General features: G+C 43.7%; 13 protein-coding genes. 12 read left to right on the forward strand and 1 reads right to left on the reverse strand.

What is annotated here, in order from left to right; genetic code table 11:
* The first annotated feature begins 983 nt into the window (after nucleotides 1-983).
* From R8P61_24655 to R8P61_24710, 12 genes are all read left to right on the forward strand, one after another.
* Entirely contained in the window at nucleotides 984-2,183 is a 1,200-nt protein-coding gene (locus tag R8P61_24655; GenBank protein ID MDW3650288.1) for a glycosyltransferase family 4 protein, read from the forward strand.
* 123 nt (nucleotides 2,184-2,306) lie between these two features.
* Entirely contained in the window at nucleotides 2,307-2,687 is a 381-nt protein-coding gene (gene gcvH, locus R8P61_24660) for a glycine cleavage system protein GcvH (protein MDW3650289.1), read from the forward strand.
* A 194-nt stretch (nucleotides 2,688-2,881) separates the two neighbouring features.
* On the forward strand, nucleotides 2,882-4,831 hold the full coding sequence (locus tag R8P61_24665; protein ID MDW3650290.1) for a tetratricopeptide repeat protein: 1,950 nt from the start codon (nucleotides 2,882-2,884) through the stop codon (nucleotides 4,829-4,831).
* Between the two features lie 262 nt (nucleotides 4,832-5,093).
* The gene (locus R8P61_24670) at nucleotides 5,094-5,240 is read left to right on the forward strand and encodes a hypothetical protein (protein ID MDW3650291.1); all 147 of its coding nucleotides are present in this window, start codon (nucleotides 5,094-5,096) and stop codon (nucleotides 5,238-5,240) included.
* 170 nt (nucleotides 5,241-5,410) lie between these two features.
* On the forward strand, nucleotides 5,411-7,513 hold the full coding sequence (locus tag R8P61_24675; GenBank protein MDW3650292.1) for a c-type cytochrome: 2,103 nt from the start codon (nucleotides 5,411-5,413) through the stop codon (nucleotides 7,511-7,513).
* Between the two features lie 135 nt (nucleotides 7,514-7,648).
* The gene (locus R8P61_24680; GenBank protein ID MDW3650293.1) at nucleotides 7,649-8,584 is read left to right on the forward strand and encodes a phosphotransferase; all 936 of its coding nucleotides are present in this window, start codon (nucleotides 7,649-7,651) and stop codon (nucleotides 8,582-8,584) included.
* Nucleotides 8,585-8,686: 102 nt separating this feature from the next.
* A complete protein-coding gene (locus tag R8P61_24685; GenBank protein MDW3650294.1) occupies nucleotides 8,687-9,133 on the forward strand; it encodes a hypothetical protein in 447 nt (148 codons plus the stop codon).
* 40 nt (nucleotides 9,134-9,173) lie between these two features.
* Nucleotides 9,174-9,686, forward strand: a complete 513-nt coding sequence (locus R8P61_24690; protein MDW3650295.1) for a hypothetical protein — start codon at nucleotides 9,174-9,176, stop codon at nucleotides 9,684-9,686.
* A gap of 32 nt (nucleotides 9,687-9,718) precedes the next feature.
* Nucleotides 9,719-10,315, forward strand: a complete 597-nt coding sequence (locus R8P61_24695) for a hypothetical protein (protein ID MDW3650296.1) — start codon at nucleotides 9,719-9,721, stop codon at nucleotides 10,313-10,315.
* Between the two features lie 193 nt (nucleotides 10,316-10,508).
* Entirely contained in the window at nucleotides 10,509-11,042 is a 534-nt protein-coding gene (locus tag R8P61_24700; GenBank protein ID MDW3650297.1) for a hypothetical protein, read from the forward strand.
* Between the two features lie 40 nt (nucleotides 11,043-11,082).
* A complete protein-coding gene (locus tag R8P61_24705) occupies nucleotides 11,083-11,718 on the forward strand; it encodes a hypothetical protein (protein ID MDW3650298.1) in 636 nt (211 codons plus the stop codon).
* Between the two features lie 113 nt (nucleotides 11,719-11,831).
* Nucleotides 11,832-12,305, forward strand: coding sequence for a DUF1572 domain-containing protein (locus R8P61_24710; GenBank protein ID MDW3650299.1), 474 nt, complete (start codon nucleotides 11,832-11,834; stop codon nucleotides 12,303-12,305).
* Between the two features lie 221 nt (nucleotides 12,306-12,526).
* On the opposite strand, the gene R8P61_24715 is transcribed toward R8P61_24710, so the two are convergent.
* Nucleotides 12,527-13,393 carry a response regulator transcription factor gene (locus R8P61_24715; GenBank protein ID MDW3650300.1) on the reverse strand — a complete coding sequence of 289 codons (867 nt, stop codon included), beginning with the start codon at nucleotides 13,391-13,393 and terminating at the stop codon, nucleotides 12,527-12,529.
* Between the last annotated feature and the right edge of the window lie 117 nt (nucleotides 13,394-13,510).

Here is a 13,510-nt window from a genome sequence, read left to right on the forward strand (position 1 = left end):
GGTCATCTCGAAGCTTGAATGCGTGATGGCAGGTGGGCTGAGAGATCCTGTATTATTTCATAAATCCTTAAAGACAAGGTCTCTCGGTACGTAGGAACCCTTCCGCTGCAAGCCCGTTTCCCTCAAAAAGGAAACGACCCCCATATGGCATTTTATTCTTCTTTGGCAGATTGTAATCTGCCCCTACAACGCATAATTTCTCTCTTTGGACCAGCGTGCACTCCTTTGGACAATTTGGGCAAGGGAGTGTGGGCTTTGAGGCGGTGGCTTGACCCTTCCGCTACAAGCCCGTTTCCCTTACAAGAGAAACAACCCACTTGCCAGACCACAGGTCATCTCGAAGCTTGAATGCGTGATGGCAAGTGGGCTGAGAGATCCTGTATTATTTCATAAATCCTTAAAGACAAGGTCTCTCGGTACGCAGGAACCCTTCCGCTGAAAGCCCGTTTCCCTCAAAAAGGAAACGACCCCCATATGGCATTTTATTCTTCTTTGGCAGATTGTAATCTGCCCCTACAACGCATAATTTCTCTCTTTGGACCAGCGTGCACTCCTTTGGACAATTTGGGCAAGGGAGTGTGGGCTTTGAGGCGGTGGCTTGACCCTTCCGCTACAAGCCCGTTTCCCTTACAAGAGAAACAACCCACTTGCCAGACCACAGGTCATCTCGAAGCTTGAATGCGTGATGGCAAGTGGGCTGAGATATCCTGTATTATTTCATAAATCCTTAAAGACAAGGTCTCTCGGTACGCAGGAACCCTTCCGCTGCAAGCCCGTTTCCCTCAAAAAGGAAACGACCTCCATATGGCATTTTATTCTTCTTTGGCAGATTGTAATCTGCCCCTACAACGCATAATTTCTCTCTTTGGACCAGCGTGCACTCCTTTGGACAATTTGGGCAAGGGAGTGTGGGCTTTGAGGCGGTGGGTCAAGAGAGTCGAAAAAGACTTGCATCATAAAGCCTGCGAATCGTAATATCGTCCATGCATTTCGCAGTCCTATCCGATCCTAATCATTTTCACACCCAGAAGTGGGTGAAAGGTCTCCTCGAAGCGGGCCAGGAGGTAAGTGTATTTTCTTTTGAGGAAGGGGAAATTGAAGGGGCGAATTGTGTGAGGATCAATCCTCGCTTTAGCAGAAAAGGGCAGGCGACCTATTTGAGCTTTCTATTTTCGGGCAAAGCTTTATTGAAAGCCTTGCAAGAACATCAGATTGATATCCTCAATCCTATCAATATGACACCTTATGGAGTCTGGGGGAGAAATGCACATTTCACGCCTATGGTCTCTATCGCTATGGGCGCGGACATCCTCGAATATCCTCCTAAGGACCTAGACCTTCTTCCTGAGTCCAGACGCTGGGAGAAACAAACTACAGAGGTTTATGGCCCATTGCAGGGATTTATTAGCCGACTCAAGCGCAGGTTCTTTCGGGGACAGGTACAAAAAGCCCTGGATGCTTCTTCCCTTATCACTGGAGATAACCTGCTTCTGGTTCATGCGGTCAGAGAATGGTTTGGGATAGCGGAGGAAAGGGTGCATCTCAATCGATGGGGCATAGAAGAGGAACTTTTCAAAATGAGTGAAGTAGAGGAGAAAGGCTTGAAGGAGAAATTCGGGATAGCCGACGGGCAAAGAGTTGTACTAAGTCCACGAGGCTTGAAACCCATTTATCAGGGCGATATCATAATAGCTGCTTTTGAAAAACTTCTGAAAGCGGGTAGAAAAGAGAAATACATTTTGCTATCTGCAGGCTATGAAATTCCGCAGGAGGTGGATGAAAAAGCGCAGCGACTTTCGCAGGCTTATCCCAATTTCCACTATGTAAGAGGCCTGATCCCCCGAGAAGAGGCTTGCAAACTTTGGAATCTGACAGATGCCTTCATTTCGGCCCCCATCTATGACGGCTACAGCAATGCCCTCAGCGAAGGCAGGTTTATGGGGGCTGTCCCCATCGTCAATGATATACCGGCTACGCAGGAGCTTTTGGTCCATAAAAAAAATGGGTGGATCGTGGACCCTTTTGAGCCGCAAAAACTGGCTGAAGAATTAGAAATTGTCCTGGAGGATGTGGATGAATGGAAGGAGACCTTTTCCGCTAAAAACCGGGAATGGATACTTGCAAATGCCCACTTGAAATCAAACATGAAAGCTTTTGTTGAAGCTTGTGAAAAATTGTTGTAGTTTCGAAAAATTCGTGGCGTATAGGATCTGAAGCGTAATTTCACTCGATAAGGTTATGATTTCCTTTCGATCCTGCCCGTTAAAAATCATTCGTTCAATTATTGCTAAAAAACTCAAAAAAAGATGAGCATCCCCGAAGGTTTACTATACTCAGACGATCACGAATGGATTCGTATCGAGGGAAATATTGCAACCGTTGGTATTACACATTTCGCCCAATCCGAACTGGGTGATATTGTATATGTAGAAATTGAAAGCCTGGATCAAAATGTCGAGAATGGAGAAGTCTTTGGTTCTGTTGAGGCCGTAAAGACGGTTTCTGATCTCTTGATGCCCGTAAGTGGGACGATCACAGAGGTGAATGACAAACTCGAGGCTGAGCCTGAACTGGTAAATTCCGATCCCTACGGAGACGGTTGGATGATTAAAATCGAGTTGGACGGAGAGCCTGACACCGCTCATCTGAAAAATGCAGCTGCTTATGGCGAGCACATCGGTGCTTAGCTTTAGCACTTATCGTTTTTATTTAGGCATTTGCAGCGAATTAGGTCTACCTTAAATCTTTTTTAGGTGGGTTTTCGTTAGTATTACATACAGTCTTTTCCTATTAGACTTTTTAGGACTGTTTTGGGTTGTTATTTCCATCTTTTTTAGAAAAAGATGGAGTCAAAAATCGCAGAGCCCAAAGCCAGCCTCACATGCCGCCCCTTTTCCAGATGGGCTCTGCAGGGCCTCCGCGCTTTTTAGGGAACGGTATGCAGTATTTTTTTAGTAAAAGCCTGATTTATGTAGTAGAAAGGAATTTCTCTATTGTGGAATCTTTCTTCTCTTTATATCTTCTCAATATGAAGCGAACCATCCTCTTTTGCCTTGTGGCTCTTTTGAGCACTTTGTTATGGGCACAACCTTCTCAGGAAGCCGAACTGGCTGATAAGTATTTTCAGGACGAAGAATTTGAACCCGCACTGGAATTATACCTAAAACTCAACCAGAAAGCACCTACCGAAAAGAATGTTCAGCGCATTGTTGCCTGTTATCAGAACCTCGGGCAGCTGGATGATGCCTTGAAGTATTTGGATAAAAGCATCAAAAAGAAAAACTCTTCGATCCTCTTTCCGGTCATGAAGGCCAATATCCTCGAACAGCTCGGGGAGATCAAGGAATCGGATAAACTTTACGAGGATGTCATCAATAAGAATCTGCGCAATGATTTCGACTTCATCAAAGTAGGTTCTTTCCTCTACCAAAACGGCAAACTGGAACTTGCACGCAAAGCCTATCTCCAAGGGAGGAAGCGAGCCAAAATCCCTTACTTATTTGCCAATGAAATTGCCAATATCAGCCAGCAGTTGGGCGAATTTCAAAATGCCACCCAGGAATACCTGAATCTCTATTATGATGATTTCAGCAATCAGTCTTCCGCCAATCTTTCTATCCTCAATATGGTCAGTCCTCAATCGCAGGACGATATAGAGAAAGCCTTGCTTTCTGCTGTAGATAAGCGGCAGAGCGATTTGGGTTTGCGGGCTATGCTGTATGAGTATTATGTGTTGGTTGAAAACTTCTTCGAAGCCTTTGTACAGGTAAAATCCATTGACCGCCTCTTTCAGGAAGATGGCAGCCGCGTGATGAATTTCGGAGAAACCATGCGGAATAATAAAGATTATGCCCTCTCCAATAAGGCTTATGATTATGTGATTGATCGTAAGAAGAATTCGCCTTACCTCTATCAGGCGCATATTGAAAAAGCTGTAAATGGAGAACTCAAGGCCTTTGATCAGATACCGGTTGATCTGGTTTCCATCCAGGCGGCTGTGGCAGATTATGATGCTTTGTTGAAAGAATTTGGCTATCGCCCGCAGTACTTCAATGCCATCTATCGCAAGTCCAATTTGATGGTCTTTTACCTCAATGATCTGGAGCCGGCTTTGAAAGACCTGTCACAGTTGGTAGATCAGAAGCAGTTTTTGCGTTTGGAGGATTGGGCGAAAGCCATGTTGCTCATTGGAGACATTCAGCTCATCCAGCAGGAGTACAACAAATCCAAGTTGACCTATAATGAAGTGAGCGAATCTTTCAAGGATCGTCAATTGGGCGCCTTGGCAAAATTCAAGCTCGCACAATTGGCCTATTATAAAGGAGAGTTCAAGCTTTCGCAGGCTTTGTTGAGCGCCATCAAAGACAATACTTCCAATGACATCTCCAATGATGCCATCAAACTGAATCTGCTCATCATTGACAATACCGGCCTGGACTCTACCACCACGGCTTTGGAAATCTTTGCCCAGGCACAATTGCTCAATTACCAGCGTCTATATCCCGAGGCATTGGACCTGCTCGATTCCCTCGCCTTCAAATTCCCCAATCACGAATTGGCCGACGAAATCCTCTGGGAAAAAGCCAATGTTTACCTCAAACAGAACGACATCAATACGGCCCTGACCTTCATTGACAGAATTCTGAATAACTTCAAACTGGATATCTATGGGGACGATGCCCTCTTTACCAAAGCCCGCATCTACGACTACACCCTCAAAGATCAGGAATCTGCCATGAAGCATTACCTGGAGTTTTTGACCCTATTTCCGGGGAGTTTGTATTCGGTGGAAGTGAGGAAGCGGATACGCGAGATGCGGCAGGCGGGATAGGATAAAATCTAACTAGGTTTACATTTATCGGTATAAAATGTTTTTATACGCAGGCATTCAGGAGTTCTTCTGGATTTGTGTGGCTGGAACGATCTTGAATCTGCTCATTATTCCCTGGGGATATGTGTATCGGGAATTCTTTCAAAACTTCCTCAAATTTAGTTGAGCAAGAGGGGAACTATCCTTGAAAAGAGCTTGGAAAAAACCTGAAAATTCGTCTTTATGAAATCCAGTTTTCTCTATTTTCAAATTCCCCTTTTTTATGGCCGAAAAGAAAAACAGCAAGTTTAAGCTTACTGCTTTCATTATTGCTCTACTCATCATAGTCCTCGCTATTCTGGATCTAACCTACAAAACCAATATATTCTTTGATAGCCGAGATCCTGCTACCCTCATTCAAGACAATTGAATTAACCAGACTCTTTTCGCTAAAGAACGGGCTGGAAATTCTCCTTCTTACATAATACTCCCCAGGCCTTATTCATTATTTTGGAATAAAAGCTTAGCTTGTAACTAAGTTCCCACAGCCAGAAATTCGACAATGGGAATTCATTTGGAAAAGCTAAGCTAACTAAGTCCATGAAAAAGAAAATTGCCCACACTACACGGCCAATTCTGAAAGATATTTGGCTCACTACTACATTACTCTTATTCCTTTCCCTTACCTTAAGCATCACTTCCTGTTCAACGAAAGCAGAAAATCCCTATAGCCCTCACAACCTCATGGGAAGAGGCTTTGGCTTGAGTTCTTCCAGCCTATTGGTTCAGAACCTGGACAGTGCGAGCACCTACTTTCAAGAGGTACTCGGATTTAATGTGGCGAAGAAAGACAGCTTCGAAAAGGGATTCTATGAAGGGAGTAGAAACCTCATGATCTCTTTCGCAGATATGTCCTCCATCGAATTGCTTTCCCTGGAAGATTCGATCAGCAAAACAGATGCTAATGCCTTTATACAGGATTTTCTGGAAAAACAAGAAGGCGTAGGCATGTACTCCCTTTCCAGTTCGGCGACAGATAGTACAAAAGCCTGGTTGGGAAGTCAGGGATTCATGATGGATTCCATCCAATCTCATTCGATTCCCAGTCAATTTGGCAGCGGAAACTCTAAATGGGAAGATGGCAAGAGTCAGGTTTTCCATCTGACTTTGAATGACAGTGTGAAAGCAGGATATATGCCGGACTTTATGGAAGCAGCGGATTTCCCCTTTCAGCGCATGCATGAGTGGAATAGCTTCTACCACATGCAGAGGGAATTTCTGGGGCAGCCGAATGGCGTTTTAGGAATCATTGCCTTGCACATCGCCGTTGAGGACCTGGGGATTGCGAGAAAAGAGTTTGCGAAGATGGGATTAAGTGAGTTGGATTCTATTCCCTCAGATAAAGAAGCTCGCTTTAAGGTGAAAGGGAATCAGCTGCTTCACCTGCAAACGCCCCTTTCGCCGGATGATGAAGTCTTCCAATTTCTCGATCAAAGAGGCCCAGGCGTCTTTGCCATTACATTCGAAGTAAAAGATCTGGATGCGACCTATGAGTTTTTGCAAGATAAATTGGAAGAAGGGGGCTTACTCAGAGATACTGTCGCGGGGCGCATAACTATCCCCGCAGACTTTGCCTTTGGTGTCCAATTGGAATTTGTAGAGGAATCCGAAACTCAGGCCCAACTGGCAGAAAAAATAAAAATGAATTTCGGAGGAAAGTTGGACAGCACAGCTTCTGCTTATGCCGAGGAAATCTACATAAAATACTGTGCGCTTTGTCATGGAGAAAATCGCGAAGGATATGCTGCCGATAATGCTCCATCCCTCAAATCAAAATCTTTGATGGCAACTGCCAAGACCTCCAATTTCCTCCGATACACCATTCAATACGGCAGGGCCAATACAGCCATGGCAGGTTATTATTCGGAGCAGGGCGGACCTTTGGAACTAATTGAAGTCGAAATCCTCTTGAAATGGCTACACGAACAAAGTGGGGTGGAAGAACCCATCAATTTATCCCGAGAAACGGTCGCAGGTGATCCTGAATTGGGGGGCGAAATCTATGCAGCAAAATGTGCCGTATGCCATGGAAAAGATGGAGAAGGAATTTCTGCACCTGCATTGGGCAACAATATGCTACTGGCAACTGCTACAGATGAATTCTTAAAATATGCCATCAAAGAAGGTCGGGACGGAACGCCTATGGTCGCCTTCAAGGATAGCCTGAAAGAAGAAGAAATAGATGGATTGACTGCCTTTCTCAGAAGTCGTTCTTCGGGTTGGGATGTACCGAAGGGGGATAGTGTGAAAGTGCCCGAAGCAGAAGAGTACGTCCTGAATCCGAACAATAAAAATCCCGACTTTGAGCTCCGCGATGGACTCTACCTTTCTGCCGAACAATTGAATAAAGCCATGGGAGATAGTGCACGTATGGTATTGCTGGATGCCCGTTCGACCGTGGCCTGGAAACAGACACATATCCCGGGTTCGATTCCCGTTCCTTACTATGAAGAACCCGAAGCCTTTGTGGAGAACATCCCTAATGACAGTACCTGGATTGTGGCATATTGCGCTTGTCCGCATGCGGCTTCAGGCAGAGTCATCAAAAAGCTAAAGAAATATGGCTACAAGAATCTGGCAATTCTGGATGAAGGCATACTCGTTTGGGCTGAAATGGGATTTCCAGTTCGACATGGGAATTAGAGGTGAATGAAGATCTGGCAGGGGAAAGGATTCATGCCTCATGAAACTTTCCCCTATCAGAGTCGTACCCCTAGCAAACACAATTTTATCTGATTGCTGATTCCATCTCATTTCCAGCAATCACAAACGTAACGCATGACCGAAAAACATATCTACGAGATTTCTCAATTAGTATTTAAGCAAAGTCCCTCCAGAATCATCCGTCAAACCATAGGCAGATGCAATGAAGTTTTTGAATTGGTTTTCGATTCAGAAAGCTATATCCTGAGGGTACATGAACTGAAAGTCATCCTCTATGGGACCCACAAATCACTACCAATTTTCAAAGACTTAGGAATAAGAACCCCGGAAATCGTTGCCGAGGATTATTCCAAAAGTAACTTCCCTTTCTGCTACCAAATCCTGACCAAATTAGAAGGTAAAGATTTGGGCGTAGTCATTGATTCCCTGAGCCCAACAGAGCTTAGGGGAATAGCCGCTGAGGTATCCAATATCTTTGACAAGTTTAAATCTCTTCCTCCCAAAGAAGATTTCGGCAGTGTTTTCGGAACCCGAGAAGACAGCATTCCCAATATGTATGAAGTGGTGATGCAGAAGAAAGAAGGAGCGCTGAAAAATAGTGCTTCCTCTCAGGTACTGAATAAAGACGTTCAACGTATCCTGCATGAATTGATTGATACTTACAGGGATTATTTTCATCAAGTTCAACCCATCCTCTACTATGATGACATCAATGCAAAAAATGTGATGATCCATGAGGGAAAATTCTCAGGATTGGTGGACCTGGATTTTATGATGAAAGGAGATTATCTGGAGGCCATTGGATGCATGATGGCTTGCTGGTACGGGGAAGACTATGGAGAAATTTATCTATCCGAGATCTTCAAACAGCAAAATCTAAACGACCTGCAGCAAAATATCGTTCGCCTGTATGCCATCCTTAATTTGGCCAGCTGGACCTCAGAAGCAGGAGTCAAAACCAATAGCAATACCACAGCTGAGATCAATTGGGAGAGGGTACGAAAGTCAAATGAACGTATCATGAGCATCTATGCGAGTATGAAGAAGTAGGTTTGATATGTTAAAGCTGTTCGGGATATTTTTATAGATTAACAGGCAAAGCGAGTTTGCCTGAAAAGATGCATTCAATGATTTTATCTAATTCCTTGTCTTATGAAGAGTTTTCTGTATTCAGTTAGCCTATCCTTTTTTCTATTTTCTGCATGCAGCACTTCTACAAGCGGAGAAGAGATGGGAAAATGGAAAGCGGAAGTGAAAGCGGCCGAAAAAGCCTTCAATGACATGGCTCAAACGGAGGGCCTGGCAAAAGCCTTTGCTCATTTCGCAGCAGAGGAAGGTGTCATAAAACGGAGAAATAAAATCATCAAAGGAAAAGTTGATATTGGCCGATGGTATGAGGCAGATACAAAGCCCGGCGAAAGTCTAAGCTGGGAACCGACCTATATTGAGGTGAGCAAATCGGGAGATTTAGCCTATACTTATGGAGACTTTATTTTTAGTTCGCCTGATAGCCTGGGAAACATTCAAAGCAATACAGGGATTTTTCACACCGTCTGGAAACGACAAAGCGATGGAAGCTGGAAATTTGTTTGGGATTAAATCATGAGTATAATTATTCTTTTACCCCCGAAGCATGAACATGAATGAAGCCAGCCCCCTTGCTCAATCGATATTTGATGAAAGTGATTTCTGGGATCTCTCACATCCCCTATGCCCACTTTCTTCTCCTAAGGGCTTAGAAGGATTTAATTTCTTCCTCCAATGGAGAAAAAAATATGAATTAGCACCTGCACATCTTTCGGTCTATGAATACCTTTCTGATCACGGATATGAATGGGGAAATTTACGAAGTGAAGTATGCACGGATCATCCTTATTTCATTGAACGGAAATTAGATAGACTCCGTGAAATTGACCAGTTCCTTATAGGTGTTTCATTTGCTCAAATCTATCTTGAGAATAAACTTGACCACGTACAAAAACAAGCTTGTCTGGCAACGCTGAAAAGACGAATGGATCCTAAAATTCTTGAGAATGAAGAACAGCTTAAAAGCCTATCGGTCTTATATCAAAAATTCGAATCAATAAAGCTGCTTGGAATTCATACGGATATGGAAAAGACCTATTGGGATGTAAAATATCCTCCCAAATAAAAGCAGTTGCAATTCCGACAATCAATGTCCGCATGCTCGCAAATAAATACAATAGCCTTTACGAAGCATACCTCTTTGGAAATCGAGAGGGTTCTGGCTACGCTATTTTCGAAACCCATAAGGAGTGGTTCCGAGAAGAACTACATAGCGGGCGACTAAAGCTTTACCTAAAAGCGCATCTGGAAGAAGTACTTGAAAGCCGGGATGCACGAAAATATGATTACTCAATTCTCCTCATTCAGGCAATAGGGATTGAATTAGAGCCGGAAGATGATCATTTCGAATTGCTATTCAAGATCGCGCTTGGATTATTTACGGATCAACCGAATAAAAACATGGGCTGGTTGATGTACCAACTCATGGATATCTCTATACATCATGGAGAAGAGATCGAAAAATTGAATCAGGGAAGCCCTTCTTTAGCCTATGAGGTATTTGCAGAAATAGGGAAACAGAAATACACATCTACACAAAGCGGACCTAATATGTACTTCGCTGCTTACAAAGCCATTTGGCTCTTTCAATATCTAAGGCAGGAAGAATCCAAAAAGCTGCTGGAAGAAATCTATATGAAACACTTTGATAGTCGAGTGGCTGAGGATGCAATTGAGGAGTATGAAGGGATGTAGCTATAGCCATAAGTAAAATTTCCCCGTAAGAAAATGTATGCCCCAATTGGCGCGCTGGAGATAAAATCCCGATAATCGGGACGTGAGGATGGATAAGAGCGAGGGTCTTGCTTGGGTCGTTTCGATTTTGCGCCACTTTTCTAAAAAGGGGCAAAAGAATCCACCTTAATACTCAAAAAATACATCTACACTCATGAATCGACTCTACTTATTCCTCTTAATCCTCCTTTTCTCCTGCCAAGCTCAAATTCCCACTCAGGCAGGCTGGCAAAAGGTCTTTCAAAACGATGCGGAAGGAAATGCAGTTTTCGGCAATAAAGCCCAACTCATGGATGCCGTACGACTCGGTTATCCTATACGCATAGGCTGGGGAAGCAATCGCATCGAACATGTAGCTGATGCAGACTTCCTGACCATATTCGAAGGCGAAGAAGTCTTTGCCCAAATCAGAAGTATCATCGGACAAGCTCCCCGCATAGATGGAGACTCTCTCAAAGTCCGATTTCGTAGCCAAAATCACTGGACCAAAATAGCGGGAACCAATGGGTATTCGACGGGCATGATGACGGATTACTTCAAGGATAGCCTGGTAGGTGGGGGAATAGACAGATATACGGCCACCACCTGGTATGTGCTTTACCCTGCCCATAAAAAGGATATAGAAGCTCGACCTTTGTGGAGAAAAGAATCTCCGAATTGGGAAAAATGGGAAAAAACTGCTAACTAATCATCCCTCCCTAATTTGTATAACACACAATCAGCCTAAGATGAAAAAAATCCCTTTTTTCCTTGGCATGATCCTGCTATTGGGAGCCTGCCAAACGCCAACTTCTTCCAGAGAAAAGAAAGCTTCAAGCGAAAGTATTACTCCGGCAGTCAAGACTGCTTTTGACAAACAGCTGGAATTGCAGGGTTCGGAATTGCTCTATGCCTATTATTGTTTGGGTAATGAAGCAGATATAGCAGCCATCAGCCAAAAGCTGGGCTATACCATGATGGGAGATATCCTTTACATGCTGCGCCATGACTTTAATCCGGAAGAATATGCGACCCTCAAATCAGAAATCGCTGCACAAGTCGATGCCATGAGCGAAGAGGAAAGAAAAGCACGTTCTCAGGAAGCAGCTCTCTTCTTAAAAGTCATGCATACCATCAATGGAGAAACTTGTGGAATTGATGGAGAGACCTATTCCGAAATCCTCTACGAAATTCCAGAAACGCAGGCCATCATAGACAAATACATTGATCCCCAAATGGGGCAAAGCACCTCCAGCCTTGCATCTGGACAGGCACAGGAAATTGACGTGGAAAGCTGGGTCTTCATTACAAGAGCTGAGAAAAGCCTGAGATTAAGGATTATGTCGGACTTTTTGGAGAAATGTTCGCGACTCTCAGAATTATAAGCCGCATATAAAATAATGCTCCTCATTTTAAGGGAAAATCCTAATAAGCTTGCTTGTTGGGTATAGGAAGATTTTAGTAATATTGATTCCTGAAAATCACAATTATCCATCCCATGAGTACGACAAATCCCATTGCCAAAAGATTTAGAGAAGTCATCTTTGACGGTAAATTTGTAGCCTATACCAATTATAAAGACCAACTTTCGCAAGTAAAACTGGCAGAAGCCACCAAAAAAATCGGACCGCTCAATACCATCGCGGCCCTGACCTACCACATCAATTATTATGTCGCAGGTGTATTGAATGTATTTGAAGGAGGCGAACTGGAAATCCGGGACAAATTCAGCTATGACCTGCCTCCGCTTGAGTCGGAAGAGGATTGGGATACGCTAAAAAACGAGCTTTTCAGCAATGGCGAGAAGTTTGCAGCTCATCTGGATGGCTTCTCTGAGGAAAAATTCAAGGGCGCTTTCGTAGTCGAAAAATACGGCACCTACCGCAGAAATATGGATGGGATGATTGAGCATTGCTATTACCACCTGGGGCAGATATCGATTATCAGGAAGATGATTGCAGAAGGGATGTAGGGGACAATCAGGATAAGCTTTCTGGAGTTTTTCCTTTAAATCAAAGAAAGCTCAGGGCAATTCACGAATTATCACCCAAGCGGCGGTGGCCCTCAAAATTCGGTGGGCGGGGAGGACTTGCGAGATGGATTTAGAAACGAATAGTTCACGAATACCTTTAAAAGCTGTATTCCATTCGTAATTTTTACGGTTTTTGCGCCAATTTTTACGGAAAAAAGTGGCTAAACCCTTAGGACTAACTTATATCCAATCCCTCTCACATTCACAATCTTCACCGTCGAATCCGCTTCCAGCTTTTTGCGCAATTTAGAGATGAATACATCCAGGGTACGACCGATATAGTCGCCTTCATCTCCCCAGACTTTATTCAGCATTTCTTCGCGCTTCAGGGTTTCATTGGCAGAAGAATATAGCAAGCTCAGCAAATCAGCCTCTTTGCTTGTCAATTCCTGCACTTGCCCTCCCAGAGAAAGCTCCATCGTCCTTTTGTCAAAACGATATTTCCCCAATGAAATAAGGTGAGGATTATCTGTCTCTTCGGATTCCGGGGCTTTCTTGCGGAAATACAGAAAGCCAATTACGATTAAACTCAGGAAGACGATGAGAGAAATGGTGGTTACATCCTTCCCGCCACGAAAACCGCTGGCATTTTCCAGGGAAGAATCCGTGAGGGAATTACTATTTTTTTGGGTCAAAGATTCCTCAGGATCCAAAATGGTAAGTAGCACACTATAGCAATCGAGAGGTTGGCCACGACCCCTACAGGGAATGATATCCTGATAGCCCAAATTTCGGATTACATAACTATAAACGATCTCTTCGGACTCACACTGTTCAACTTCAACGATATAGGCCTTTACCAACTTGCTTTCCTTTATTACCTCATCTACTGTTGCGGAAAGTTCTTCTGGTGAAAATGAAAATTCTGTTTCAAAGCTGATCCGATATCTGTCGTCCACTCTCTTTATCGGTAAAACCCGCGAGCTACTATCTCCCGATAGCCTTAAAATTTCATCCCCGATCATACGCATTACTACCTGCATCTCACGGTTGACCTTCTCATCCTGTGCATGACTTTTATGGGCCATAGAGAATATCGCCAGGAAGGCAAGGGAAATGCATGTAAGTTGTCTGCAAAGCATAATACAAATCTACCTGATTCAAGAGGGATAAGAAATCTTTTTACAGTGATTTTACATTAATTT

The sequence above is a fragment of the Bacteroidia bacterium genome (assembly GCA_033391075.1).
Taxonomy (GTDB): domain Bacteria; phylum Bacteroidota; class Bacteroidia; order J057; family J057; genus JAWPMV01.